At 66.8% G+C, this 26,940-nt stretch carries 22 protein-coding genes; 15 read left to right on the forward strand and 7 right to left on the reverse strand.

Annotation, left to right across the window (positions count from 1 at the left end; genetic code table 11):
• Positions 1 to 28 precede the first annotated feature (28 nt).
• The 8 genes from MFF01_RS03440 (at position 29) to MFF01_RS03475 (ending at position 11,457) form a co-directional block, all read left to right on the forward strand.
• A complete protein-coding gene (locus MFF01_RS03440) occupies positions 29 to 1,555 on the forward strand; it encodes a type II and III secretion system protein family protein (RefSeq protein ID WP_238222031.1) in 1,527 nt (508 codons plus the stop codon).
• A 126-nt stretch (positions 1,556 to 1,681) separates the two neighbouring features.
• Positions 1,682 to 2,410 (forward strand): CpaD family pilus assembly protein, encoded by a 729-nt coding sequence (locus MFF01_RS03445; RefSeq protein ID WP_238222033.1) that lies wholly within the window; start codon positions 1,682 to 1,684, stop codon positions 2,408 to 2,410.
• A 189-nt stretch (positions 2,411 to 2,599) separates the two neighbouring features.
• The gene (locus tag MFF01_RS03450; protein ID WP_238222035.1) at positions 2,600 to 3,844 is read left to right on the forward strand and encodes a CpaE/TadZ family protein; all 1,245 of its coding nucleotides are present in this window, start codon (positions 2,600 to 2,602) and stop codon (positions 3,842 to 3,844) included.
• Positions 3,845 to 3,877: 33 nt separating this feature from the next.
• Positions 3,878 to 5,329: a TadA family conjugal transfer-associated ATPase gene (locus MFF01_RS03455; protein WP_238222037.1), complete on the forward strand. Its 1,452-nt coding sequence runs from the start codon at positions 3,878 to 3,880 to the stop codon at positions 5,327 to 5,329.
• Between the two features lie 82 nt (positions 5,330 to 5,411).
• Positions 5,412 to 6,380: a type II secretion system F family protein gene (locus tag MFF01_RS03460; protein ID WP_238222039.1), complete on the forward strand. Its 969-nt coding sequence runs from the start codon at positions 5,412 to 5,414 to the stop codon at positions 6,378 to 6,380.
• Between the two features lie 27 nt (positions 6,381 to 6,407).
• Complete coding sequence (locus MFF01_RS03465; protein ID WP_238222040.1) at positions 6,408 to 7,379, forward strand: type II secretion system F family protein; 972 nt, start codon at positions 6,408 to 6,410, stop codon at positions 7,377 to 7,379.
• 426 nt (positions 7,380 to 7,805) lie between these two features.
• Entirely contained in the window at positions 7,806 to 8,501 is a 696-nt protein-coding gene (locus MFF01_RS03470) for a TerC family protein (RefSeq protein ID WP_238222043.1), read from the forward strand.
• A complete protein-coding gene (locus tag MFF01_RS03475; protein WP_238222045.1) occupies positions 8,494 to 11,457 on the forward strand; it encodes a PAS domain S-box protein in 2,964 nt (987 codons plus the stop codon). The genes MFF01_RS03470 and MFF01_RS03475 overlap by 8 nt, the downstream gene beginning before the upstream one ends.
• Positions 11,458 to 11,477: 20 nt before the next feature.
• On the opposite strand, the gene MFF01_RS03480 is transcribed toward MFF01_RS03475, so the two are convergent.
• From MFF01_RS03480 to MFF01_RS03495, 4 genes are all read right to left on the reverse strand, one after another.
• Entirely contained in the window at positions 11,478 to 11,729 is a 252-nt protein-coding gene (locus tag MFF01_RS03480) for a hypothetical protein (protein ID WP_238222046.1), read from the reverse strand.
• A 97-nt stretch (positions 11,730 to 11,826) separates the two neighbouring features.
• Entirely contained in the window at positions 11,827 to 12,306 is a 480-nt protein-coding gene (gene rpsI / locus MFF01_RS03485; protein ID WP_238222048.1) for a 30S ribosomal protein S9, read from the reverse strand.
• A gap of 2 nt (positions 12,307 to 12,308) precedes the next feature.
• Entirely contained in the window at positions 12,309 to 12,782 is a 474-nt protein-coding gene (gene rplM / locus MFF01_RS03490) for a 50S ribosomal protein L13 (protein WP_238222050.1), read from the reverse strand.
• Positions 12,783 to 13,187: 405 nt separating this feature from the next.
• Entirely contained in the window at positions 13,188 to 13,619 is a 432-nt protein-coding gene (locus MFF01_RS03495) for a PaaI family thioesterase (RefSeq protein ID WP_238222052.1), read from the reverse strand.
• Between the two features lie 41 nt (positions 13,620 to 13,660).
• Here MFF01_RS03495 and MFF01_RS03500 point away from each other — a divergent pair, with 41 nt between their 5' ends.
• Positions 13,661 to 14,080 (forward strand): CoA-binding protein, encoded by a 420-nt coding sequence (locus MFF01_RS03500; RefSeq protein WP_238222054.1) that lies wholly within the window; start codon positions 13,661 to 13,663, stop codon positions 14,078 to 14,080.
• Here MFF01_RS03500 and MFF01_RS03505 read toward each other — a convergent pair.
• From MFF01_RS03505 to MFF01_RS03515, 3 genes are all read right to left on the reverse strand, one after another.
• The gene (locus MFF01_RS03505; RefSeq protein WP_238222056.1) at positions 14,070 to 15,494 is read right to left on the reverse strand and encodes a DUF8370 family protein; all 1,425 of its coding nucleotides are present in this window, start codon (positions 15,492 to 15,494) and stop codon (positions 14,070 to 14,072) included. The genes MFF01_RS03500 and MFF01_RS03505 overlap by 11 nt on opposite strands.
• Positions 15,495 to 15,740: 246 nt before the next feature.
• Positions 15,741 to 17,024, reverse strand: coding sequence for an MFS transporter (locus tag MFF01_RS03510; RefSeq protein WP_238222058.1), 1,284 nt, complete (start codon positions 17,022 to 17,024; stop codon positions 15,741 to 15,743).
• Between the two features lie 121 nt (positions 17,025 to 17,145).
• Complete coding sequence (locus tag MFF01_RS03515) at positions 17,146 to 18,012, reverse strand: NAD(P)-dependent oxidoreductase (RefSeq protein WP_238222060.1); 867 nt, start codon at positions 18,010 to 18,012, stop codon at positions 17,146 to 17,148.
• 427 nt (positions 18,013 to 18,439) lie between these two features.
• Between MFF01_RS03515 and MFF01_RS03520 the strand changes: the two genes are divergently transcribed.
• The 6 genes from MFF01_RS03520 to MFF01_RS03545 all read left to right on the forward strand — a co-directional run bounded on the left by MFF01_RS03520 (position 18,440) and on the right by MFF01_RS03545 (position 26,901).
• On the forward strand, positions 18,440 to 20,104 hold the full coding sequence (locus tag MFF01_RS03520; protein WP_238222063.1) for an OFA family MFS transporter: 1,665 nt from the start codon (positions 18,440 to 18,442) through the stop codon (positions 20,102 to 20,104).
• 137 nt (positions 20,105 to 20,241) lie between these two features.
• A complete protein-coding gene (locus MFF01_RS03525; protein WP_238222065.1) occupies positions 20,242 to 21,156 on the forward strand; it encodes a LysR family transcriptional regulator in 915 nt (304 codons plus the stop codon).
• Between the two features lie 98 nt (positions 21,157 to 21,254).
• Positions 21,255 to 22,472, forward strand: coding sequence for a CaiB/BaiF CoA transferase family protein (locus tag MFF01_RS03530; protein WP_238222067.1), 1,218 nt, complete (start codon positions 21,255 to 21,257; stop codon positions 22,470 to 22,472).
• Positions 22,469 to 23,389 carry a hydroxymethylglutaryl-CoA lyase gene (locus MFF01_RS03535; RefSeq protein WP_238222069.1) on the forward strand — a complete coding sequence of 307 codons (921 nt, stop codon included), beginning with the start codon at positions 22,469 to 22,471 and terminating at the stop codon, positions 23,387 to 23,389. The genes MFF01_RS03530 and MFF01_RS03535 overlap by 4 nt, the downstream gene beginning before the upstream one ends.
• Positions 23,390 to 23,542: 153 nt before the next feature.
• The gene (locus MFF01_RS03540) at positions 23,543 to 24,865 is read left to right on the forward strand and encodes an MFS transporter (protein ID WP_238222071.1); all 1,323 of its coding nucleotides are present in this window, start codon (positions 23,543 to 23,545) and stop codon (positions 24,863 to 24,865) included.
• An 83-nt stretch (positions 24,866 to 24,948) separates the two neighbouring features.
• Entirely contained in the window at positions 24,949 to 26,901 is a 1,953-nt protein-coding gene (locus MFF01_RS03545; protein WP_238222073.1) for an aconitate hydratase, read from the forward strand.
• Positions 26,902 to 26,940 lie beyond the last annotated feature (39 nt).

A 26,940-nucleotide genomic window follows, 5' to 3' on the forward strand; every position in this document is an offset into this window, starting at 1 on the left:
GGCGAACGCGATGACAGGAATTGCCCTGATGACCAACCGACGCCGGAACGAGATCGTTCGCCTACCCACCCTCGCGGTCCTGGCAGGTTGCCTCTTCGCCGGCCCCGCGATGGGCCGCCCCACACCCGATCTCGCCCCGGCCCCCGTCCTCGAAGTCGGCACGAACGAGGCCGCAATCTCGCGCAAGATCGAGCTGACCATGGGCCGCTCCATCGTCATCGACCTGCCGCGCGACGCCAAGGAGGTGTTCGTCGCCAATCCGAAGGTCGCCAACGCCGTGGTGCGCTCCACCCGAAAGGTGTTCGTCATCGGCATGGAGGACGGTGCGACCTCGATCTTCATCATGGACGGGGCAGGCCGTCAGATCACCGCCCTCGACGTCACCGTGGCACGGGACCTTCAGCTCGGAGCCCTGCGGCAGATCCTGACCCAGAGCATCAGCGGCGGGCGGTTCGACATCCGCACGGCGGGGTCCTCGATCATCTTGTCGGGCAGCGTCAATTCGGCGTCGGAGGCTTCCCAGGCCATCGATATCGCCAACGCGTTCGTCGGCCAGTCCGGTTCGGGCGGGTCCGGCGGCGCGACTTTGGGAGCCGCGGCCGGCGGGGGAACGACGCGGGGCACGGTCATCAACAACATCACCATCCGGGACCGCGACCAGGTGATGCTGCGCGTCACCGTGGTGGAAGTCGCCCGCACGGTGCTCAAGCAGTTCGGGATCAACGTGAGCGGCAGCTGGTCTGGGCTGAACCTCGCCAACATCACGCCCCTGACCTTGTCGGGAGGGCAGTTCCCGAGCGGAAACCAGCTCGCGGGCACGATCAACGGGACGGGGGGCGCCAGCATCACGGCGACCCTGCGGGCGTTCGAGCAGGCGGGCGTTTCGCGCGTGCTGGCCGAGCCGACGCTCACGGCGATCTCGGGCGAGTCGGCGAACTTCACGGCCGGCGGCGAATTGCCGGTCCCGGCGAGCCAGACCTGCACGCCGAGCACCGTCGCGGGAACCCAGCCGACCTGCGTCGTCGGCATCAGCTTCAAGCCCTACGGCGTCAGCCTCCACTTCACGCCAGTGGTTCTCAGCGAGAACCGCATTTCCGTGCGCGTCGGCACGTCTGTGAGCGAAATCGATCCGCAGAATTCGTACACCTTCGTCAGCGGCGACACGACCTCGGCGGTTCCAGGCCTGACCGTCCGCAAGTCCGAGACCACGGTCGAGCTGGCTTCGGGCGCCACGATGATGACGGCGGGCCTCATCCAGCAGAAGAGCAAGGCCGCGATCAACGGCCTGCCGGGCCTGCTCAATCTGCCGATCATCGGCGCCCTGTTCCGGTCGCGCGACTACCAGCGCCAGGAAACGGAGCTCATGATCATGGTCACGCCTTACATCGCGAAGCCCATGGAGGCGCGCCAAGCCACCCGGCCCGACGACGGTTTCGTGGATGCCCAGGATGCGCAGGGCATCCTGCTCGGTCGCCTGAACCGCCTCTACGGCGTCGCCGGCGCCAGCCCTCTCGGACCGACCTACCGAGGGCGCGTCGGTTTCATCACCGATTAGGGTACCCCACGAAACTCCCGACCACAGCCGGTTCTCGCCTTCGGCGCCACGGGCGTTTCGCGAGACACTTCGGCCGCCCCGCCCGTGAGACACCGTTCCGCCAGGACCTCCGTCAGGATCCCCGCCATGCCCCCCTCCCCCCACCTCCGGACCCTGGTCGCGCTCGCCGCCCTGGCGGGGCTTCTCGGCGCCTGCCAGAGCCGCGCCCCGGCAACGACGGGCTCGCTCTACCCATATGATTACCGCGCCCGTCACCCCATCGCCCTCACGGACGCCAGCCGCAGCCTCGACGTCTTCGTCACCGGTACGGGCCACATCGACCCGCGCCAGGCCAGCGACATCGACGGATTCCTACTCGAGTTCCGCCGCTATGGCCGCGGCACGCTGCTCCTCGACATGCCGCGGGGGGTCGCGCCCGCCCTGGGAACCGCCGTGGAGCGCACCGGAGAGATGATCCGCCGGATGAGCGCGCAGGCCGGGGTCGAGCCGGGCCAGCTCGTGGTCACGACCTACGCCGTCGGACATCCGGGTCTTGCCGCCCCCCTGCGCCTGAGCTTTCAGCGGATGGAGGCCAAGGTCACCGGCCCTTGCGGATCGTGGCCGCAGGACCTCGGTGCCGGCGATCCCACCTTCAGCGGACGAAACGAGCCCTACTGGAATTTCGGCTGCTCGACGCAGTCGAACATCGCCGCCCAGGTGGCCGATCCCGTCGACCTCGTGCGCGGTCGTTCGGAAGGGCGGATCGACACCATCCGCCGCACGAGAAACATCGAGAAAATCCGCAACGGAAATGATCCGTCAATTCCCTGGCGCCAAGATGGGAAGACCAGCGTGAAGTCCCAGGTGAACGACTAACCTCTCCCATGCCGAATCCGCGCGATCCGTTCGGACCGGGCGAATTCGGACTTCACTCAGGTGCCGCGGGACCTGGGTGTCCGGCGACCGCCTCGATCGGGCGGAGACCGGACCGAAACCCCGCGGTCTGCGAACGAAATCCCGCCCCAAAAGCGCCCCCCGAGGCAACCTGAACCGGAAACAATCGTCATGGCGGACCTGAACCAGACACCCGAGCGGATCATCGCCCCGGTGCCGCGGATCACGATCCAGGCCTTCTGCGAGACCCAGGACACGGCGGCGGTGATCGAGGCCGCCGCCGGCGACCGGCGCATGCAGAAAACGCACGTGAAGGTGCAGATGGGCGGAGGTGCGGCTGCCGTCGAAGCCTATCGGCACGCGCCGACCCCCAACGTCATCGTCATCGAAACGCAGGGGGCCAAATCGCGTCCCATCGAATGCCTCGATGCCCTCGCCGACGTCTGCGATCCGGGCACCAAGGTCATCGTCATCGGCCACGTCAACGACGTCTTGCTCTACCGCCAGTTCATCCAGCGCGGGGTGAGCGAGTACCTCATGGCCCCCATCGAACCCATCGCGCTGATCCAAGCGGTCTCGGACCTGTTCTCGTCTCCGGGGGCCAAACCCATCGGCCGCACCATCGCGGTGGTGGGCGCGAAGGGCGGCGTCGGCGCCTCGACGCTCGCCCACAACCTCGCCTGGACCATCGCCCGCGAGCAGGATACCGCAACGGTCATCGCCGACCTCGACATCGCCTTCGGCACCGCGAGCCTGAACTTCAACCAGGACCCGCCCCAGGGTATCGCCGAGGCGGTGTTCTCGCCCGAACGCCTGGACGCGAACCTCCTCGACCGCCTGCTGTCGAAATGCAGCGACAATCTCACGCTGCTTGCCGCGCCGGCCACCCTCGACCGGACGATCGACCTCAGCGAACAGGCCCTCGATACGGTGATCGACCTTCTGCGCAGCGCCGTCCCATGCATCGTTCTCGACGTTCCGCATGTCTGGACCGCCTGGTCGAAGCGCCTCCTCGTTTCAGCCGACGAAATCCTGATCGTGAGCGCGCCCGAACTCGCCTCCCTGCGCAACACCAAGAACATGCTCTCCGTGTTGCAGCAGACCCGGCCCAACGACCATCGGGCCCGTGTCGTCCTCAACGGGGTCGGCATGGCGAAGCGGCCGGAGATCAGCGCCGCGGAATTCGCCAAGGCCCTCGACACGCCGATCACCGCGAGTCTGCCGTTCGATGCGAACCTGTTCGGCACGGCGGCGAACAACGGCCAGATGATCGCCGAAGTGCAGGCGGGAGCGAAGGCCACGGACATCTTCTCGACCATCGCCGCCACCCTCATCGGGCGCCCCGAGACGCGACGCGCCCGCCCCAACCTGCTGGAACCGCTTCTGGCGCGCCTCCAGCGCCGCAAGGCTTCGTGATGCGCCGGTCCCGCCCGGCCGGAGGCGCGCGCCATGTTCGGTAGGAGAAACGGCGCAGCCGCCGCGCAGGCCGCTCCCCTGCCGCCCTTCGTCCAGCCCGCGCAGGCATCCTATCCCGTGCATCAGGAGCCGATGGCCCGCATGCGCGTCGAGGTGCCGAAACCCGGTCAGCCCGTGGAGGCGCCGGCGAAGTCCGAGGACTACTTCCGCACCAAGAGCATGATCTTCGGAGCGCTGATCGAGGCCATCGATCTGGCGCAGCTCGCCCGTCTCGACGCGGAATCCGCCCGCGAGGAAATCCGCGACATCGTCTCGGAGATCATCGGCCTCAAGAACATCGTCCTGTCCATCAACGAGCAGGAGGAGCTGCTCGACGATATCGGCAACGACGTTCTGGGCTACGGTCCCCTGGAACCGCTCCTGATGCGCGACGACATCACCGACATCATGGTCAACGGCGCCAATCGGGCCTTCATCGAAGTCGGCGGCAAGATTCAGCTCACAGGCGTGCGGTTCCGCGACAACCAGCAGCTGATGAACATCTGCCAGCGCATCGTCAGCCAGGTCGGCCGGCGCGTCGACGAAGCCTCACCGATCTGCGACGCGCGCCTGCCGGACGGCTCACGCGTCAACATCATCGCGCCGCCCCTCGCCCTGGACGGGCCGATCCTGACGATCCGCAAGTTCCGTAAGGACAAGCTCACCCTCGATCAGCTCGTCGGCTTCGGGGCGATCTCGCCGGAAGGCGCCCGCGTCCTGCAGATCATCGGCCGGGTGCGCTGCAACGTGGTGATCTCGGGTGGTACGGGCTCGGGCAAGACCACGCTGCTGAACTGCCTCACCGCCTTCATCGATCACGACGAACGCATCGTTACCTGCGAGGACGCGGCAGAACTGCAACTGCAGCAGGCCCACGTGGTGCGTCTCGAGACCCGGCCGCCCAACATGGAGGGCTCGGGCCAGATCACCATGCGCGATCTCGTGAAGAACTGCCTGCGCATGCGTCCCGAACGGATCATCGTCGGCGAGGTGCGCGGCGCGGAGGCGTTCGATCTCCTCCAGGCCATGAACACCGGCCACGACGGCTCCATGGGGACCCTGCACGCGAATTCACCGCGCGAGGCCCTGAGTCGCCTCGAATCGATGATCACCATGGGCGGCTTCACCCTGCCGTCGCGGACCCTGCGCGAGATGATCTGCGGCTCCATCGACGTCATCGTCCAGGCGACCCGCCTGCGCGATGGTTCGCGGCGCATCACCCACATCACCGAAGTTCTGGGCATGGAAGGCGACGTGATCATCACCCAGGACCTGTTCCTCTACGACATCCTCGGGGAGGACGCGAACGGCAAAATCGTCGGGCACCACCGCTCCACCGGGATCGGACGCCCCAAATTCTGGGAGCGGGCGCGCTATTACGGGGAGGAGCAAGCCCTCGCCATGGCCCTCGACGCGGCGGCCAAGACTCTGGAGCGGGATCAATGAGCGCCGTGCGCGCCAGCGGACTCCAGGGGTGCGCGCTCTCGCGTGGCGGAGCTGATCGGGGCTTCGGCCGGGCGGTGGGGCGGTGAACGCCAACCTGCCACTGGCCGCCGGGCTCGCTGCATTCGCGGCCGGTGCCGTGGCCTGGGTCGTGCTCACCCCGCTCCTCTCGGGCGAGAAGCGCGCGGACCAGCGCCGCAAGGCCATGAGCATCACCCCGCAGCAGGTGATGACGCGGGCAGTTTCCTCCACACGTCGCGAGCAGGTCGCCAAGAGCCTGAAGGAGATCGAGGCGAAGAAGGCCGGGACACGTATCAGCCTCGAACTCAAGATCGCGCAGGCCGGACTCGATTGGAGTAAGCGAAAGTATCAGATCGTCTCGGGTGTCGTCGCCATGCTGGCCGGCACCCTGATGTATCTCGTCACCGGCAGCGGTTCTGGGTCGCTCGCGGCCATCTTTGCCGGGGGCTTCGGCCTGCCCATGTGGTTCCTCGCCTTCTCCCGCAAACGCCGCATCGCCCGCTTCATCACGGAGCTGCCGACCGCCATCGACATCATCACCCGCGGCGTGCGCGCCGGTATTCCCCTGAGCGACTGCTTCCGGATCATTTCGCGCGAGGCCGAGGAGCCAATCCGTTCCGAGTTCAAGATGGTCGTGGAATCGCAGACCCTCGGCGTCCCGATCGGGGACGCCCTGATCAAGATGTACGAGCGTGTTCCGGTCTCGGACGTGAACTTCTTCGCCATCGTCATCGGCATCCAGTCGAAATCCGGCGGCAACCTGTCGGAGGCTCTCTCAAACCTGTCCCGCGTCCTGCGCGAGCGCAAGAAGATGGCTGGCAAGATCCAGGCGATGAGTATGGAGGCGAAGGCATCGGGCGGTATCATCGCCTCGCTGCCCTTCATTGTCGCGGCCCTGACCTATTTCGCCAGCCCGGACTACATCTCGCTGCTGTGGACGACGAACATCGGCAAGTTCGCCCTCGTCGCCTCGGCGATCTGGATGTCGCTCGGCATCTTCACGATGAAGAAGATGATCAGCTTCGATTTCTGACCCGCGGTCGAACGCGCGAAAGCCCCCATGCTGGACCTCATCACCCAAAAGCTGATCGATCCGCGCTTCCTCGGCATGACCCTGAGCGGCATCGCGGCGGCGGCCACCGTCTTCACCCTGCTTCAGCCCCTCCTCGAGCCCGACCGCCTCAAGCAGCGCATGAAGCTCGTCGGCGAGGAGCGCGAACAGCTTCGCCTGCGTGAACGCGAGCGCCTGTCGAATGCCGCGGCCAAGGCGAATCTCCGGGTGGCACCGAAGGCCTACATGAAGAACGTGGTGGAGCAGTTCAACCTCAGCCGCTGGCTCGGGACCGAGACGGCGCGCCAGCAGCTCCTCATGGCCGGCTACCGCTCGCCCGGCGCGGAAACCAGCTTTCTATTCTTCCGCATGGTGACGCCCATCGCCATGCTGGTGGCGGCGATCCTGTACCTTTTCGTCCTTAAGGTCATCGATCAACCCGTGGCGATCCGCGCCATGATGGTGATCGCCGCCGTGCTCCTCGGCATGAAGGCGCCCGAACTCTATCTTCTTAACGCCACGAAGAAGCGCCAGACCGAGATCCGCCAGGCATGGCCCGACGCCCTCGACCTGACCCTCATCTGCGTGGAATCGGGCATGTCCGTCGAGCACGCGTTTCGGCGGGTCAGCACGGAGATCGCCTCCCAGTCCATCGTGCTGGCCGAGGAGCTGGCGGTGATGACGGCCGAGTTGTCGTTCCTGCCCGACCGGCGCGTCGCCTTCGAGAACCTCGCCAACCGCACGGGCCTCGATCCGGTCAAGGCCGTGACGACGGCTCTGATTCAGGCCGAGCGTTACGGGACACCCGTGGGACAGGCCCTGCGGGTGCTCTCCCAGGAAAGCCGCGACACCCGGATGAACGAGGCCGAGAAGAAAGCCGCCGCCCTGCCGCCGAAACTCACCGTGCCGATGATCCTGTTCTTCCTGCCCGTGCTGTTCGTGGTGATCCTCACGCCGGCGGCAATTCAGATCTACCGCTAATCGAGACCCGAGCCTCTTCGGTCCGCCCCAGCGCGCGACGACCGGGCCCGTCCGGCGCGGTCGCGCGTGAAACCACCACATCCCTCCGCCGTGCAGGCGGCGGGGGTGCTCACGCAGACGGCGAAACCGGCATCAGCCGGCTGGTCAATCTGTAAAACCAAGACCGCGTCGTTGCGTTCGCAGGTCGCATGCTCCTGGCGACCGCGTTCCCAGAGATCCAACGCCTGGGGACCGCGCTTTTCGCGATCGGGGACGCCCGCCCTCCAGGGTACCGCCGATCATCGGCATCGGGTTGCCCAGCCCGTGGTCGTGCACCGCGCGGTTGGAAAATACGCTAAGCACAATCCATGGCTCACCGTTCAGCTACTTTCGGGTAGAACGGCGCTGCGCCACGTCCTTCGGGAAAAGACCTGCACCAAGGCTTCGATGATCTCCTTCGACACGCCCTTTCTCGTCTCCGTTCTGCAGATCGTCTGGATCGATCTGCTCCTGTCCGGCGACAACGCCGTGGTCATCGCCCTCGCTTGCCGCGCCCTACCGCCGCATCAGCGACGCACCGGCATGCTGCTTGGCGCCGGGACGGCGGTGGCCTTGCGCATCGTCTTCGCCCTGGCGATCACTTGGCTCCTGGCGGTGCCACTCCTGCGTGTCGTCGGCGGTCTCTTGCTGATCTGGATCGCGGTGAAGCTGGCGCTCGGCGAGGAGGAGGACGGGCACGTCGTCGACGGCAGCACCTCCCTGTGGCGCGCGGTGCGGACCATTGCGGTGGCCGATGCGGTGATGAGCCTCGACAACGTCGTCGCCATCGCGGCCGCCGCCAAGGGACATGTCGCGCTGTTCATCTTCGGGCTGCTCCTGTCGATTCCCCTCATCGTCATGGGGGCGAGTCTAATCTCCCGCCTGCTCCAGACATATCCAGCCATCGTCTGGGCCGGCGCGGGGCTCCTCGGGTGGATCGCCGGCGAGATGATCGTCACCGATCCGCTCATCGCGGGATGGATCGTCGACGTCCCGCATGCCCCTACCCTGGGCGCCGCGATCGGTGCCACCCTGGTGATCGCCATCGCCGCCCTCCTCACCCGGCACCGGCCGCGCACGGTCGATGGGGTTCCCCGTGTCTGAGTCCGTCTCCCCGCGCCGCCTGTGGCGGGCCGTGGGCGAGGCTGGGCTCGTGGCCGGTCTCCTCCTCGGCGGCTGGCAGATCGGTCGTCGCCATGCGATCGCGCAAACCGGCCTCGCTCCGGCCTGGATGGATCCGGGAACCGTCGAGGTGGCCATCGAGGCGCTCGTCGTCGGCCTGTCCATCTGCATGGTCGCGGGCCTCGCCATCACGAGGCACTGGCGGGAACGCCGCTTGGCAGCGGAGGCGGACGGCGCGCGACGCCTGTTCGTGGACCTGTTCGAGGCCGCTTCCGACCCACAGATTCTGTTCGGTATCGCCGCCGATGGGGAGATCCGGGCCGAACGAGCGAACGCGGCGGCACGCCGCGTGCTGTCGCTGCCGGAGGATGCAGACGAACGACCCTTCGCGGATCGCCTGCCGCCGGAGGCCGCCGAGGCGATGCGCCCGCACCTTGCGCGGGCCATCGCGACGGGCGAACCGTTGCGCGTCGCGGATGACGAAGTCCGGCTCGGCGCCCTGCGCTGGGTCGATTCCACATACCTGCCCCTGCGCGAGACCGCCTCGGGCTCCGTCACCCGCGTCTGTGTCAGTCTGCGCGACCGCAGCCACGTCGAGGTCGCGGAGGCCGAGGCGCGCGACGCGACACGCCTCCTCGGGATGGCCGAGGAGATCGCCCATGTCGGCCATTGGCATATCGATCTCGCGACGTCGTGGCTGACCTGGTCGGATGCGGTCTACCGGATCCACGGCCTCGATCCGGCCGTCTTCACGCCGACGGTCGAGGCCGGCAGCGAAGCCTGCCATCCCGACGACCGGGCCCGCATGGATGCCTGCATCGCGGGGGCGATCCGCGACCGGACGGGGTTCGAGGTCCGCCTGCGCATCGTCCGGCCGGATGGCGACGTACGCGACGTGTTCGCGCGCGGGATCTACCGGAGTGCCGATAGGAGCGGCCATGCCGCGCTGTTCGGCGTGTTCGCGGACGTCACCGACCGTAAGCAGGCGGAGCGCGCCCTCGCCGAGAAGTCGGCCCTCCTCGAAGCGACCCTCGAAAGCATCGATCAGGGCCTCATGGTGATCGCCGCCGACGGGACCGTCCCGGTCGCCAACCACCGCGCCATGGAGATCCTGCGCCTGCCCACCGGCATGATCGCCGAGCGTCCCAACTACCGGGAAGTGCGCCGGCATTGCCGCGCCACGGGCGCCTGGGGCGTCCTCATCCAGGACCCGGCGCACTGGCACCTCGACGGCGAGCGGCGCACCACCGATCTGCGCTCGGAGCGCCGGCGCGCGGACGGCAGCGTCATCGAGATCCGCTCCCTGCCGATCCTCGACGGGAAGGGCCATGTCCAGACCCTGACCGACATCACCGACCGGCGCGTAGCCGAGACGCGCCTGCGCGACAGCGAGGCTCGCTACCGGCTGCTCGCCGACCACACCTCGGACCTCATCCTCCTCGACGATCCGAGCGGGCGCCACCTCTACATCTCACCGGCCGTCGGCCCCATGCTCGGCTACACCCTCGACGAGGCGAACGCGGCGGGCCTACGCACCCTCGTCCATCCGGAGGACATCGCCAACCTGTCGGCGACCCTGCACGGCCTCTCGGCCGCGCGGCCCACGGGATCGGCCGTGTACCGCCTGCGGCATAAGGATGGCCGCGACATCTGGGTTGAGGCGGCGTTCCGGCGCATCGAGGAGCACGGGGACGTCCAGATCATCCACGCCATCCGCGACGTGACGGAGCGCCACCGCCAGGAAGCCGATCTCGAGCGAGCCAAGGTCGCGGCGGAGGCCGGAGCCCGGGTGAAGGCCGAGTTCCTCGCCAACATGAGCCACGAGCTGCGCACACCGCTGACCGGCATGCTCGGCGTCCACGATCTGCTCATAAGCGACGCGACCTTGAGCGTGTCGCAGGCGCGGCTCCTCGGCCTCGCCCAGGAATCGGGGCGTTCCCTCCTCACCATCGTCAACGATATCCTCGACTTCTCGAAGATCGAGGCCGGGCAGCTCGCCATCGAATCCGTGCCGTTCGGCCTGCGGGCCCTGTTGGAGGCGTGCCGCCAGCTTTCCGTCGAAGCCGCACGCGGACGTCCCGTGGCCATCATCGTCGAGGTCGCCCCCGGCATGCCGGACTGGTTCATCGGCGATCCGACCCGCCTGCGGCAGGTGCTGCTGAATCTCGCCACCAACGCCATCAAGTTCACCGCGCAGGGCAGCGTCATCCTGCGGGCGCGCTGGAGCGACCAGGGTGCCGTTCCCCTCGTGACCATCGAGGTCGTCGATACGGGTATCGGCATCGCGCCCTCCGCCATGGCGAACCTGTTCGAGCGCTTCGCCCAGGCCGACGGCTCGATCTCGCGCCAGTACGGCGGCACGGGCCTCGGGCTCGCGATCTCCCGCCGTCTGGTCCGACTGATGCGCGGCGAGATCGGCGCCACGAGCCGGCTCGGCGTGGGGTCGACCTTCTGGTTCGCCCTGCCCCTGCCGCTCGCCCAAGCGACGGACGGGGGACCCGGACGCACCGCCCTCACAGCGCCGGCGCCCCTGGCCCGGCGCCTGCTCCTCGCCGAGGACAATCCCATCAATCAGGAGATCATCGCCACGGTGTTGCGCCAGAAGGGCCACACGGTCACGGTGGTCGGCGACGGCGAGGGTGCCGTGAGCGCCGTCGCCACGGAGCCGGCCTTCGATCTCGTGCTCATGGACGTGCAGATGCCCGGACAGGACGGGCTGGCGGCGACCCGCGCGATCCGTCAGGCCGAGATCGATGCCGGCCGAGCCCGGCTGCCCATCGTGGCGCTCACCGCCAACGCCATGGCCGAGGAGATCGCCCGCTGCCGGGCGGCGGGCATGGACGCCCACGTCGCCAAGCCCGTCGATTGGACGCTGCTGTTCTCGACCATCGACAGCCTGTTGTCGCAGGGAGCACCTGGGACCGACGCGCACGCCTGAAACGGGTCGGGTGCGAGGCCTCAGCCTTCGAGCACGCCCCAGGACGGCTTCCACACGGATTTCGGATCGATCACCACGATCTCGAGGCCGCCCTCGTTGGCGACATGCACGGCGATGCCGAAGGCCTCGGCCACGGGCAGGGCCCCGGTGCTGCTGAACAATGCGCCGTCGGCGAGCTTGACCGTGCCGGTCACCGCGTCGCCCTGACGATCGAGGCACAGGGTGACGGCGCCCGCCAGGGGGGCACCGACGCGCCGGAAGGGTTTTGCCATCGGGGAGCTTCTCCACGCTGCGTGAAAGGCCTGATTGCACGAAAAAAGGGCGGCTGTGACGCCGCCCTTCCCGCAAAGACCCGTAGGACCGACCGTTTTAGCGCTTCGAGAACTGGAAGCTGCGGCGGGCCTTCTTGCGGCCGTACTTCTTGCGCTCGACCACGCGGCTGTCGCGGGTGAGGAAGCCTTCGCGCTTGAGCGGCGTGCGCAGCTCGGGCTCGTAGTAGGTGAGCGCCTTCGACAGGCCGTGGCGCACGGCGCCGGCCTGACCCGAGAGACCGCCGCCATGCACCGTGACGGTGATGTCGTACTGATCGACGCGGTTGGCGATCTGCAGGGGCTGGCGCAGGATCATGCGCAGCACGGGACGGGCGAAGTAGGTCTCGACGGCGCGGCCGTTGACCACCACGGTGCCGTTGCCAGGCTTGATCCAGACGCGGGCGACCGCGTCCTTGCGCTTGCCGGTGGCATAGGCGCGGCCCTGGGCATCGAGCTTCTGCACGTGGACGGGAGCGGCGTTCTCGGGGTTCTCGACGTTGCCGCGGGTGAGGTCGGAGAGGGACTGGAGGGTCGCCATGATCAAGCGCTCACGTTCTTGCGGTTGAGGCTGCCGACGTCGAGCGCCTGCGGCTGCTGGGCGGTGTGGGGATGCTCGGAGCCCTTGTAGACCCGGAGGTTGCCCATGATCTGGCGGAACAGGGGACCGCGCGGGAGCATGCGCTCCACGGCCTTCTCCACGACGCGCTCGGGGAACCGGCCGTCGAGGATGAACTTCGCGGTCCGCTCCTTGATGCCGCCCGGGTAACCGGTGTGGTGGTAGTACACCTTCTGCTCGCGCTTGCGGCCGGTGAACTTCACCTTCTCGGCGTTGATGACGATGACGTTGTCGCCGCAATCGACGTGGGGCGTGTAAGCGGCCTTGTGCTTGCCACGCAGACGCATCGCGATGATGGTGGCGAGCCGGCCGACGACCAAGCCCTCCGCATCGACGATGATCCACTTCTTGTCGACATCGGCGGGCTTCAGCGAAAAGGTCTTTTGCGCGCTGCTCATCCCGTGACGTTCCATACTGCTTTGAAAAGGATGCGCCGCCGCGTTCGAGACGCGACGGCGTTGGCCGGTCTCTAGGGGGTGATCGCGGCGCCGTCAAGTCCGAATGCGATTTCGCATGGCGATATGGCGAAAACTGCAATCATTCGAGGGGGTTCGGATGAGTGGTATTGGAGTACCGCAAGGTGCACATCCCTTCTCCCCTCTGCGGGAGAAGGTGGCCCGCGCAGCGGGTCGGATGAGGGGTGTGGCCGATCCGGAGAGATCGCCCCCTCTTGCGGGACTTCGTCCCGACCCGCCCACTCCGGGGGCACCCTCCCCCACCTCACATCGGGCCTGCCCGATTTGAGCATTCGCGTGCGGATCTCGGGCAAGCCCGAGGTCCGTGGGGGAGGATTCTTCCTGGTCTCACCGCTCCGGCGGGATCGAATACGTCCCCGTCGCGTGGCAGACGAGATCCTCCGAATCGGGCGCGGTGAGCGCCACCTCGCCCACCGCCAGCCGGCGCCCAAGTTTCAGGAGACGCGCTTCGGCCACCAGCCCAGTCGGGCCGGGCTTTCGCAGGAAATTGAAGCTGAGATTCGTGGTGACGGCCAGCGCCACGGGGCCGATGCTGGCGAGGATCGCCGCGTAGAGAGCGTAGTCGGCCAGCGCCATCATGGCCGGCCCCGAGACGGTGCCGCCGGGGCGCAGGTGCCGGGCGTGATGGTCCATCCGCATGGTCGCCCGCAACGGGCCGACCGCGACGAGGTGATAGGTGCGCCCGCCGTGATGCATCTGCGGAAACGCCGCATCTAGGAACGCCAGGGTTTCTTCGAGGGTCATCGCAGTCTCGGCCATGCCGCCCTTGCAGCACGCCTCGGCCTGTCCGACAACCGGACATGGCCCACGACAGCTACGACCCCGCCCTGATCCGCCGGATCCTCACCGAGACAAAGAGCATCGCCCTGGTCGGCGCCTCGGCGAATCCCGCCCGCCCGAGCCACCACGTCATGGAATTTCTGCTCGCGCGCGGGTTTCGCGTGACCCCGGTCAATCCCGGGCTCAGTGGGCAGACACTCCTGGGCCAGCGGGTGGTGGCGCGGCTGGCCGATCTGCCTGAGCCCGTCGATATGGTGGAGATCTTTCGCCAGTCCGACGCGGCGGGTGGGGTGGTGGACGAGGCGTTGGCCTTGGCCCAACCTCCGCGCTTCATTTGGATGCAGATCGGGGTTCGGGATGAGGCTTCTGCCGCCCGGGCTGAGGCGAAGGGCGTTGTGGTGGTGATGGATCGGTGCCCAAAGATTGAGATTAAGCTATAATGGAACGAAATTTTTCTTCTAATCGCCTCGATACAAATTCATTATTCAAATTGGACTTTGCTTCTAACATCTCAATCATGTCATCATCAGACAACGGTATTATATAACCCTGCTGCCTACTCGCAGCATCTTTGCATCTTTTCATCAATAAATCGTCATTGTCTGCCGACCTATAAGTTATAAATCCGAACTTTCCTCTGTTGGAGTCAAACCGTCCTAAGAGTTGGTCGGACTCTACATTCGCAATATCTTTGGAATAATTTTTACATTCTATTATAACCGTATTTGCGTTAATTAGCTGATCGTTTCGACGTCGGGAAAAAAATCCTGTGTCTGCAGCATTTGTAAAGACAATATCGATACGCTTTCTCCCATCGTGGATCTCCCATTCTTTATGTGGCTGAACAAGGTCAGGGAAAAACAGCGTTGTAAGGGCTCCAGTTACGAGAGAATGATAAGCATCTGCATGTTCCTCGCCTTTGGGAATTTTTCTCAATTCCAGCGCAATTTTTTTGCAAGTGCTGGTGATTGAAGGGCTTTCGTCATCGAAATACGTCATAGCTCGATGCTTCTGAGCAAGATCCTTATATGCTTCCAAGAGCTCTGGATGCAAAGCAACTGTATCAGCAATCATCTCCTTTGACTTAGGGTGATGCTTGCGGACCTCAGTTTTATATACGATTGGCTCTCCCCGGAGCATGTGCACCAGAGCATCATTTGCCCTGTAATGCTCAGCTACAAGAAAATCAGTTATTTGTTTATTATAAAACTCTTGACTATCGAGAGATAATTTACGCCTTACTATAAATTTTGGTACTAAAATAACCGGACTATCTTCAATATGAGGAATATTTATATGCTTTGATATCCAAGTTTTTCTATCGTTGTCCCACATCGGCGGTCCAGAGTATCGTTTAACCGGAACATTGAATAGGCCACATTGCTGTTCCGTATAATTAACCAGAAGCTTTCGAATGATATTCGTCGTAAGATCAGAGATCTTGTCACGGTCTATACCTTCAACATACAAAGCCATTTCAGATATGTCTGAAATAAGACCAGTTTTAAAAGCTTTACTGCGCCGAATTGCAGATATTAACTGTCGCGCCTGACCATTTCCTACCCCTCGGCCTCGCGGACTCCCAGATGAAACACCAAGGAAGGTCTCTTTAGGCTCGGTTAAATGGGACATTAGGAATATAGCGCGGTCGTTATTCCCAGCCCTTAATGCATTCAGAACCTCATTAAAAAAGCTTCTAACATAATCCGATGCTTTGCTTGACCAAATATCGTCTTGTATTTCAATGGCATATGGATCAACATAAACACGAGTATCGTAATCGTTACTTACATCAACAAAATCAAGCTCATGCTCACTTAGTTCAATCGCAAAGTATTCTGAGAATTTTGGCATGGAACCCGCCATCATTTGAAAAAATAGGAAGGGCCTATTTGATAATCAGGCCGCAACGAGTTGTTGGGAACAATACCTCCACTCCCAGATACGCTTAAAAACTGGGCTGATTAGCAATTTGCGTAAAGCTCTCAGTAGGACATTTGAGCATCTAACGAAAGTTATGCACAGCTTATAAGCAAACAAATGTGTTTTAATTATCACCTGAAGTAATAAATAGTATTTAATCTGATTTTTGCAAAATTATTATATATCTGCCTGCTTAGTCTCCTCCATTAACAGGACAGCAATAAAACTAATCCCAGCGGCCACCGCCAGATACAACCCCACCCAACCCACACCACCCCATTCACTCAACCGCTGCGCCAGATACGGCGCGGCGGAGGCCCCCAGAATCCCCGCGAGATTGTAGGTCACGGACGCCCCGGTGTAGCGCACCCGCGTCGGAAACAGTTCCGGCAGCAGCGCCCCCATGGGGCCGAACAGCCAGCCCATGGCGAAGAGGCCGAGACACAGGAAGCCCAGCACGAGGCCACCCTGGCCGCTGCCGAGCATCGGCCCGAGGGCGAGGCCCAGGGCGGCGGTGAAGACGAGACCGGAGAGGAGGACGGGGCGGCGGCCGTAAGCGTCGGCGGCCCAGCCCGAGAGCGGGATGCCCAGCCCCATGAACAGCACGGCGACGCACTCGAACAGTAGGAAGGTCGGCCGGGTGAAACCCAGCGTCGAGACGCCGTAGCTGAGGGCGAACACCGTCGAGAGGTAGAAGACCGCGTAGCACGACACCATGGCGAAGGTGCCGAGCAAGGTCGCGCGGATGTGTTTGGTGAAGATCACCGCGAGCGGCACGCGCTCGGGCGCGGCCTTCTCCAAGGCGGCGCGGAAGACAGGCGTTTCCGTGAGCTTCAGGCGGACATAGAGCCCGACGCCCACGAGTACGGCGGAGGCGAGGAAGGGAATGCGCCAGCCCCAGGCCTGGAAGTCGGCGGGGCTCAGCGCCAGGGCCAGGCCGAGGAAACCGAGATTGGCGGTGATGAAGCCGACGGGCGCCCCGAGCTGCGGGAAGATGCCGTAGAGGGCGCGTCGCCCCGGCGGTGCGTTCTCCACGGCCAGCAGAGCCGCCCCGCCCCATTCGCCGCCGAATCCCACACCCTGGCCGAAGCGCAGGACGCAGAGGGCGAGCGGCGCCCACCAGCCGGCGGTGGCATAGGACGGCAGGCAGCCGATGAGCACCGTCGAGAGGCCCATGATCATCAGGGAGGCGACCAACGTGGCCTTGCGCCCGACCCGGTCGCCGAAATGCCCGAAGAACGCCGCCCCGAGGGGCCGGGCGATGAACGCGATGGAGAAGGTCGCGAACGCCGCGAGCGTCTGTACCGCCGGATCGCCGGGCGGGAAGAAGATCGGCCCGATCACCAGGGCGGCGGCCGTGGCGTAGACGTAGAAATCGTAGAATTCGATGGCCGTGCCGACGAAGCTCGCGATGAGGATGCGCGCGGCGGGGATGGGTGGGGGTGAGGAAAGCTGGGCCATGGCCGCCGCTTTAGCGAAGCCGGTTCGGGGCGCCTAGGGCGTCGGAGACGGCGGCGTCGCGCATTCGTCCGGGCGCCGGCACCCGGACGCTGGCGCGGCGTTCGGTGGAGCGCGTGGCGGCTCAGTCCCGGCCGGCGGCCTGGCGCACGGCCAGGGCGATGCCGGCCCAATCGACATCCGCGCCGTGGTTCGCGATGGTCGCGCGCAGATGATCGCGGACCACACCGAGCACCGGCATCGGCACGCGAGACGCCGTCGCCGCCGCATCGACGAGGTTCATGTCCTTCAGCCCCAGGGGCGCGGCGAAGCCGGCGGGGCGGAACCGGTCCTCGACCAGGATTTCGCCGTAGAGGCTGTAGACGGGCGCGTTGAAGATCGTCCCGGTCAGGACCTCGAGCATGGCGCGGCGCTCGACGCCCCCGGCTTCGGCCAGGGTCATGGCCTCGGCCATCGCCTCGACGGCGGCCATGATCATGAAGTTGCCGCCGAGCTTGACCACATTCGCGGCCGAGGGCGTCGTGCCGACGCGGAACGTGCGCTGCCCCATGGCCTCGAACAGGGGGGCGCACCGGTCGACGGCCTCCGTTTCCCCGGCAGCCACGACGAACAGCTTGCCCGCCTGCGCGGCGGGGGGACGGCCGAAGACCGGCGCGGACACGAACCCGGATCGGGCGGCGTGGTCCCGCGTCAGGCGCTCCACCAGCGTCACGCCGATGGTGCTGTGCGAGACGTGCAGGGCCGGCGCGCCGAGGATGCCGTTCTCGCCGTACACGACGGCCTCCACGGCCGCGTCGTCGGCCAGCATGCTCATCACAACCTCGCCTTGGCCGGCCTCGACGGGGGTCGCGGCGAGCCGGGCGCCCGCCGCGACCAGCTCCTTCGCCTTGTCGGCGGAGCGGTTCCACACGGTGAGATCGTGACCGGCCTTGAGGAGGTTCGCCGCCATGGCGTGCCCCATCTGCCCGAGCCCAAGGAATCCGATCTTCATGCCCATCGTCCTTTGTCTGGTCCGCCGGTTCGGCCCCAAGCGCGGGGGGAGACGGTCGCCACCTCCCGAGACGGCTCAAGTCTAGAGATGGCGTCGATGGAGGAGAATGGGAGTCACTTCCCGTCCGGGACCCGCTCGCGACCCGTTCGGTGACGGCGACACCAAGACAAGAAGCCAAGCCGCCGCCTCGCCCGCATAGGACGAAAACCACTATTCCAGCGTGCAAAACATCCTATAAGACCGTTTTTGCCAGTACGGATGCCCGAATTCACAGGCGAGCCGAATGGGGATGGCGCCGATCCGCGCGCGGCGGCCCGAGGAGCCGGTCTCCGGTACCTGACGATGCCGTTTCGTGACGGTGTGGCGTTCGGCGGTGTGTTCCGGCCCAGGAAATAGCGTTCGCCGGTCGATCCGGGGGGAGGTTTGAATGACCAGTCGTACCGCTGACGCATCGCTCGCGGATGAAGAGAGAGCGGGCTGGCTGTCCCGCGAGCGGATCGTCGCCAAGGCGGGGTTCAACCGCTGGCTCGTGCCGCCCGCCGCCCTCGCCATCCATCTCTGCATCGGCATGTCCTACGGGCTGTCGGTGTTCTGGCTGCCCCTGTCGCGGGCCCTCAGCGTCGGCCAACCGGCGCCCGCCGCCTGCCCGGACATGAGCCTCGCGACGGCGCTGTTCACGACGTCCTGCGACTGGCGCGTCAGCGACCTCGTCATCGTGTTCTCCATCGGCATCATCATGCTCGGCCTCTCGGCGGCGGTGTTCGGCGGATGGCTCGAACGGGCCGGCCCCCGCAAGGCGGGGCTCGCGGCGGCCCTGTGCTGGGGCGGCGGCTTCCTCATCGGCGCGGCGGGCGTCTACCTGCATCAGCTCTGGCTGATCTGGCTCGGCATGGGGCTGATCGGCGGCATCGGTCTCGGGCTCGGCTACATCTCGCCGGTCTCGACCCTGGTGAAGTGGTTCCCCGACCGGCGCGGCATGGCGACCGGCATGGCCATCATGGGCTTCGGCGGCGGCGCCATGATCGGCTCCCCCCTGGCGACCCTGCTCATCAACACGTTCAAGACCCCGGATTCCGCCGGCGTCTGGCAGACCCTCGCGGTGATGGGCGTCCTCTACATCCTGGCGATGGCCTGCGGCGCCTTCGGCTACCGCGTCCCGCCGGTCGGCTGGCAGCCGGCGGGATGGACTACGCCCGCCACGAAGAGCGCGATGATCACTTCGGGCCACGTCCACCTCGACAGGGCCCACAAGACACCACAGTTCTGGCTGCTCTGGGCCGTGCTCTGCCTCAACGTCTCGGCGGGTATCGGCGTTCTGGCATTGGCCTCGCCGATGCTGCAGGAGATCTTCGGCGGCGCGCTGATCGGCCAGCCGGGCGTCGCGTTCGGACAGCTCGATGCCGGCCAGAAGACGCAGATCGCCGCCGTGGCCGCGGGCTTCGTCGGCCTCCTGTCGCTGTTCAACATCCTGGGCCGCTTCTTCTGGGCCTCGATGTCGGACAAGATCGGCCGCAAGGTGACCTACGCCACCTTCTTCGCCCTCGGCTGCGTGCTTTACGCGGCAGCACCCTGGGCCGCCGGCATCGGCTCGAAGGCCCTGTTCGTGGGGTTCTTCTGCGTGATCCTGTCGATGTACGGCGGCGGGTTCGCCACGATCCCGGCCTACCTCGCCGACGTGTTCGGCACGCAGTTCGTGGGCGCCATCCACGGACGGCTCCTCACCGCGTGGTCCACGGCGGGCGTGGTCGGCCCCCTCGTGGTCACGGCGATCCGGCAATCCCAGATCGATGCCGGCATCCAGGGGGCCGAACTCTACACCCGGACGATGTACATCCTCGCGGCCTTCCTGGCGGCGGGCTTCGTCGCCAATCTCCTGGTTCGCCCCCTCGCCGCCCGCTGGTTCATGGCCGAGTCCGAACTCGCCGCGGTCTCGAAGGGCACCGTCGGCGGGGTCCAAGGCCGGGCGGGCGATGGCGGCATCGGCCGCGGCGGCCTGACGCCTGCGGCGTTCCTCGCCTGGATCGCCGTCGGCGTTCCGATCGCCTGGGGCATCTGGACCACCCTGGCGAAGGCGCTGATCCTGTTCGGCTGAACCGGCCTGTCCCGGCACCGCGAAGCGTCTCCCTTCGCGGTGCCGGGTCGACCATTGACGCCGGTGACGCGAGACCGAAGTAGGATTGGCCCCGGAGTTGGACCGGTCGGATCGACGGGTCGCCAAGCGGAGCGGCCATGCCGGATTGTTCGACGCCGTCCATCCTGAACCGCCTCGACCTCAAGACGCTCCGCCTGTTCGCGGCCATCTGCGAGGACGGAACCCTGAACGGCGCGGCGCGGCGGGCAGCCATCGCGCCGTCCGCCGTCAGCAAGCGCCTCGCCGAACTCGAGCGCGCCCTGGGATGCGACCTGCTCGTACGCGATCCCAAGGGGATGCGCCTGACGCCGGCCGGCGAGACCCTGCTGCATCACACCCGCAGGATGCTGGCGAGCGCCGAGCAGATCACCCTCGAACTCGCGGAGCATGCCAGGGGCGTGCGCGGGTTCGTCCGCGTGCTGGCGAACCTGTCGGCCATCGTGCAGTTCCTGCCGGAAGACCTGCAGGCGTTCCTCGGGGTGCAGGCCGATATCCGGATCGATCTGGAGGAGCGGCCCAGCGGCGGCGTGGTGGCCGGCGTCGAGGAGGGCGCCGCCGATCTCGGCATCTGCGCCGGCGGCACCGACACGCGCTCCCTCCTCGCCCATCCCTATCGCGGCGACCGCCTCGTCCTCGTCGTGCCGACGGGCCATCCCCTCGCCGACCGGGAGGCCATCGCGCTGGCCGAGACCCTCGACTACGACCATGTCGGGCTGCACCGGGAAAGCTCGATCTACGCCACGCTCCGCGACGAGGCGCGGCGGCTCGGACGGCCCCTGCGGCTGCGCATCCATGTGCCGGGCTTCGACGCGATCTGCCGGATGGCGCAGGCCGGCATGGGCCTCGGCGTCGTTCCCGAGCACGTGCATGCGCTCCTCGGCCCGCAGATGCAGCTTGCCGCCGTGCCGCTGAAAGACCCCTGGGCGCGGCGCACGCTCAACCTCGTGGTCCGGCCGGGCGCCCTGTCGCCGGCCGCCGCCCTCCTCCTCGCGCATCTGCGCAACGCCCCCTGAAGCGTTCTCGCCCGGAGAACGCTCCGTGGCGCATTGCGTTTGGACAGGACGAGACCGGCACAATATCTCCTTTCCGCACGAGAATGGAGGATACGCCGATGCAGAACCCTGCCGCCGCGCCGGCCGCCGGTCCCCTCGCGGGAATCCGCGTGCTCGAACTCGGCCAGCTCATCGCCGCCCCCTTCGCGACCAAGATCCTGGCCGAGTTCGGCGCGGAGGTGATCAAGGTCGAGGCGCCGAAGGAGGGTGATCCCCTGCGCAAGTGGCGCAAGATGCACGAGGGCACCTCGCTCTGGTGGTACCTGCAATCGCGCAACAAGAAGTCGATCGCCGTCAATCTCAAGTCTGCGGACGGCCTCGACCTCGTGAAGGACCTGGCGCGCAGCGCCGACGTGGTGGTCGAGAACTTCCGGCCCGGCGGCCTGGAGAAGCTCGGCCTCGGCTGGGACGTTCTCTCGGGCCTCAATCCAAACCTCGTCATGGTGCGAATCTCGGGCTACGGACAGACCGGCCCCTATCGCGACCGGCCGGGCTTCGGCGCGATCGGCGAATCCATGGGCGGCATCCGCTTCACCACCGGCAGCCCGGACAGCCCGCCCGCCCGCGTCGGCGTCAGCATCGGCGACACCCTGGCCTCGCTGCACGGGGTCATCGGCGCACTCATGGCGCTCCTGCACGTGAAGACCGGCGCCGGCGCGGGCCAGGTGGTCGACGTCTCCCTCGTCGAGAGCGTGTTCAACGTCATGGAAAGCCTCGTCCCGGAATACGATCTCCTCGGCGAGGTCCGCACCCGCACCGGCGGGGCGCTTCCGGGGATCACGCCCTCCAACACCTATCCGTCGCAGGACGGAGGCTTCGTCGTCATCGCGGGCAACTCGGATCCGATCTTCCGTCGCCTGATGACCGTCATCGGTCGGCCGGACCTCGCCGAGGATCCGGCGTTGCGCGGCAACGACGGCCGCTCCGCCGTCTCCGGCATGCTCGACGGTGTGATCGCCGACTGGACCCGGTCGCGCAGCGTCGAGGAGGCTCTGGCGGCCCTCGACGCGGCCGACGTCCCGGCGGGCCGGATCTATTCCGTGGCCGACATCGTGACCGATCCGCACTACGCCGCCCGCGACATGATCCTGGAGGCGGAGCTTCCCGGCGGCACGCGGGTGAAGATGCCGGGCATCGTGCCAAAGCTCTCGGCCACGCCCGGCGCCGTGCGCTGGCAGGGGCCGGCCCTGGGCGCCCATACCGATTCGGTCCTGACCGATCTCGGCCGGGATGCCGAGACCATCGAACGCCTGCGCCGCGAGGGAGCCATCGGATGACCGAGACCATGCTGATCCAGGAAGTCGCGCCCCGCGACGGGTTTCAGATCGAGTCCCGCTTCGTCGAGACGGCCGACAAGATCAGGCTGATCGACGCCCTGTCGGCCGCCGGGTTCTCGCGCATCGAGGTGTCGTCCTTCGTGTCGCCCAAGGCCGTACCGGCCCTGCGCGACGCGGCCGAGGTCTTCGGCGGGATCGCACGGCGGCCCGGCACGGTCTATGTCGCCCTGGTGCCGAACCCGAAGGGCGCGGAGCGCGCCCTGGCCGCCGGGGTGGACGAGATCAACCTCGTCGCATCCGTGAGCGAGACTCACAACCGCGCCAACATGGGCATGAGTCCGGCCGCCTCCCTCGAAGGGTTCGCCCGGATCATGGAGACGGTGCTGGGCGCCGACGTCTCCATCAACGCGACCGTGGCCACCGCCTTCGGTTGCCCGTTCGAGGGTGATCAGCCGTCCGACACGGTGATGCGCCAGGTCGAGGCCTACCTCGCCCTCGGAATCCGGGGTGTGACCCTCGCCGACACCACCGGAATGGCCAACCCGCGTCAGGTGGAACGCCTCGTCGCCCGCGCCCTCGCGATCGTGCCGGCCGAGCACCTGACCCTGCACTTCCACAACACCCGCGGCTTGGGGCTGGCCAACGTGCTCGCTGCCTCGCGCGCGGGCGCGCGCCGATTCGACGCGGCGCTGGGGGGCTTGGGCGGCTGCCCGTTCGCGCCCGGCGCCACGGGCAACATCTGCACCGAGGACCTCGTCAGCATGGCCCACGAGATGGGCATCGCGACCGGGCTCGACCTCGATGCCCTGATCGGCCTGTCCCGCGACCTGCCGCGCCTCGTCGGCCACGACGTGCCGGGACAGGTCGCCAAGGCCGGCCGGCCCTGCGACCTGCATCCGGTGCCCAGAGCCGCCTGACCTCACGCAGGGCGAACGCGCTCCCGGCCTCGGGGGCGCTCCCCTCTTCCAGTCCCGGACGGAAGCCCCCGCGAGAAGGGGCTCCGCCCGAACCGTGGACCACGCCCCGTGCCGTGCGGGGCGCCACGGGCCGCCCCATCCCAGGAGGAAACGATGACCGTTGCCGCCACAAGCCACCTCGCGGGCGATGACGCCGTGACCGAGGCCAGCGTGGTCCGCAAAGCCGCGTGGCGGCTGATGCCGCTGATCATGGTCTGCTACATGTTTGCGTTCTTCGACCGGATCAACATCAGCTTCGCCAAGTTTCAGCTCCAGAGCGACCTCGGCTTCAGCAACGTCGCCTACGGGCTCGGCGCGAGCATGTTCGTCGTCGGTTACGTGATCTTCGAGGTGCCCTCGAACCTGCTGCTCTACCGGGTCGGAGCGCGGCGCTGGATCGCCCGCATCATGGTCTCCTGGGGCATCGCCACGGCCCTGATGGTGTTCATCACCACCGAGTGGCACTTCTACGTCCTCCGTTTCATCATCGGCGCCATGGAGGCCGGCTTCGCGCCGGGCATCCTGTACTACCTGACCCTCTGGTTTCCCGCCTCGTTTCGGGGGCGCGTGACCTCGTTCATGTTCGTGGCCTCCGCCTTTTCCGGCATCTTCGGCGCGCCGGTGGCGGGCCTCATTCTGGGCGGTCTCAACGGGGTGGCGGGCCTCGCCGGCTGGCAGTGGCTCTTCCTCGCCGGCGGCCTCCCCTGCCTCGTGCTCGGCGCCATGGTGTTCCTGCGCCTCGACGACCGGATTTCGGATGCACGCTGGCTCAGCCAGCGCGAGAAGGACCTCCTGTCGGCGCAGATCGCCCACCACAACCGCGACATCGGCGACCACTCCCTCTGGGGTGCCATCAAGCAGCCGGGCTTCCTCCTCATCGCCCTCGTGTACTTCCTGCTTCAGGTCGGGTCCTACGGGCTGAACTTTTGGGGACCGGACCTGATCAAGACCGCGAGCGGCGGGCAGGCGGCCTCCGTCGGCTTCCTCACGGCGATTCCCTACATCTGCGGCGCCATCTCGATGATCGTCATCGGGCGCCTGTCCGACGCCTCCGGCGAGCGGCCGAAATTCGTGGCGGGTCTCGCCATCGCGGCGGCCATCGGCTTCTTCGCCGCGGGGATCTTCGACCGGCAGATCGTGCCCCTGATGTTCGCCCTGGCCCTCGTCGGCGCGGGGATCGTCGCCTCGATCCCGACTTTCTGGACCCTGCCGGCCAAGCTCGTCACCGGGGCGGGCGCCGCCGGCGGTATCGCGCTCATCAACACGCTTGGCCAGTTCGGCGGCATCGTCAGCCCCGTGGCGGTGGGCTGGATCAAGGACCTCACCGGATCGACCACCCCGGCGCTCTACGCCATCGGCGGCGTCTGCCTCATCGCGGCCGGGCTCTCGCTCTTCGCGATGCCCGAAAGCCTGCGACGCAGCGACCGCAAGGCCTGATCCGAGAGACATCATCGAAGAGCCGTCACGGGCCTCGTGCCCGTGACGCCCCCTTTTTCTCGAACGGAGACCGGGAGACCGAGATGGCCCTGAACCTTACGCAAAAGCTCGTCCAGGCCCACCTCACCGAGGGCGACCTCACGCCCGGCGGCGACATCGCCCTCAGGATCGATCAGACCCTGCTGCAGGACGTCCTCGGCGGTCTCGTGATGCTCGAACTCGAAGCCATGGGCGTCGAGCGCGTGAAGGTCGGGCTCGCCGCGCAGTACATCGATCACAACCTCGTCCAGAACGACCACCTCAACGCCGACGAGCACATGTTCCTGCGCTCGGCCTGCCGTCGCTTCGGCGTGTGGTACTCGCGGCCCGGCAACGGCATCAGCCACCCCGTCCACATGCAGAGCTTCGGCAAGCCGGGACAGACCCTCGTGGGCTCCGACAGCCACACGCCGGCCGCCGGGTCGCTCGGCATGCTCGCCTTCGGGGCCGGTGGCGTCGAGGTGGCCCTCGCCATGGCCGGGCAGCCCCTGAACCTGCGCATGCCGCGCGTCTGGGGCGTGCGCCTGACGGGACGGCTGCCGGACTGGGTGAGCGCGAAGGACGTGATCCTGACGATGCTCGCGCGCCACGGCGTCGAGGGCGGCTTCGGCCGAATCATCGAGTATTACGGCCCCGGTCTCGACGGGCTCACGGCCATGGACCGGCACGTCATCGCCAACATGGGCGCCGAGATGGGGGCGACGACGAGCGTCTTCCCCTCGGACGCGTCCACGAAGGCGTTCCTCGACGGCGTCGGCCGGGGCGAGGACTGGATCCCCCTCGGTGCCGACGCGGGCTGCACCTACGACGATCACGAGGAGATCGATCTCTCCACCGTGGTGCCGATGATCGCCAAGCCGTCGAGCCCGGGCAACGTCGTACCGGTCTCGGAGGTGGCGGGCACGGAAATCTACCAGTCCTACATCGGCTCCTCGGCCAATCCGGGCTTTCGCGATTTCGCCGTGGCCGCCGCCATCGTGAAGGGCGCCCAAGCCCACGACCGGGTGTCCTTCGACATCAATCCCTCGACGCGGGTGGTCCTGGAGACCCTGATCCGGGACGGACAGCTCTCCGACCTCATCCATGCCGGGGCACGGGTGCATCAGGCCGGCTGCAACGGCTGCATCGGCATGGGCCAGGCCCCGGCCACGGGCCGCAACTCGCTCCGCACCGTGCCGCGCAACTTCCCCGGCCGCTCCGGCACGCGCGAGGACAGCGTGTTCCTGTGCAGCCCGGAGACCGCCGCCGCCTCGGCCCTCACCGGCGTCATCACCGATCCGCGCACCCTCGGCATGCCCTACCTGCGGGTGGAGCCACCGCGCATGGTGGCGGGCAACGCCGCGATGCTGGTCGCCCCCCTGTCCGAGGCGGAGGCGCGGGAGGTCGCCCTCGAGAAATCCGCGAACATCACGACGCTGCCCGAACTCGGCAAGCTCGGAGCCAGCATTCGAGTGCCGGTCCTGCTCAAGATCGGCGACGACATCTCCACGGACGACATCATGCCGGCGGGCGCCCGGGTGATGCCCTATTGGTCGAACATCCCGAGGACCTCGGACTTCACCTTCGAACCCATCGACGACACCTACCCCAAGCGCGCGCGGCAGGGCGGCCGGGAACGGGCCGGCCACGCCATCGTCGGCGGGTTGAATTACGGCCAGGGATCGAGCCGGGAGAACGCGGCTTTGGCCCCGCGCTACCTCGGCCTCGAAACTGTGCTGGCCAAGAGTTTTGCCCGCATCCATTGGCAGAACCTGGTCAATTTCGGCGTCCTGCCGCTCACCTTCGTGGATCCCGCCGATTACGACCGCCTCGAACTCGGCGACGTCATCGAGATCGCCGATGTCGCCGCCGCGCTTTCCGGGGGCTCCGAGATCGACGCCGGCGTGCGCGGCGGCCGGGAGCGGATCCGCCTGCGTCACGACCTGTCGCCGCGTCAGGTCGAGGTGCTCCTGGCGGGAGGCGTGATCAACTGGGTGCGGGCACGGATCGCGGCTTGATGCGGCCTGGCCTCGTCCGGGCCCCTGTCGCCTGGGACC

The organism is Methylobacterium adhaesivum, assembly GCF_022179065.1.
Lineage (GTDB): Bacteria > Pseudomonadota > Alphaproteobacteria > Rhizobiales > Beijerinckiaceae > Methylobacterium > Methylobacterium adhaesivum.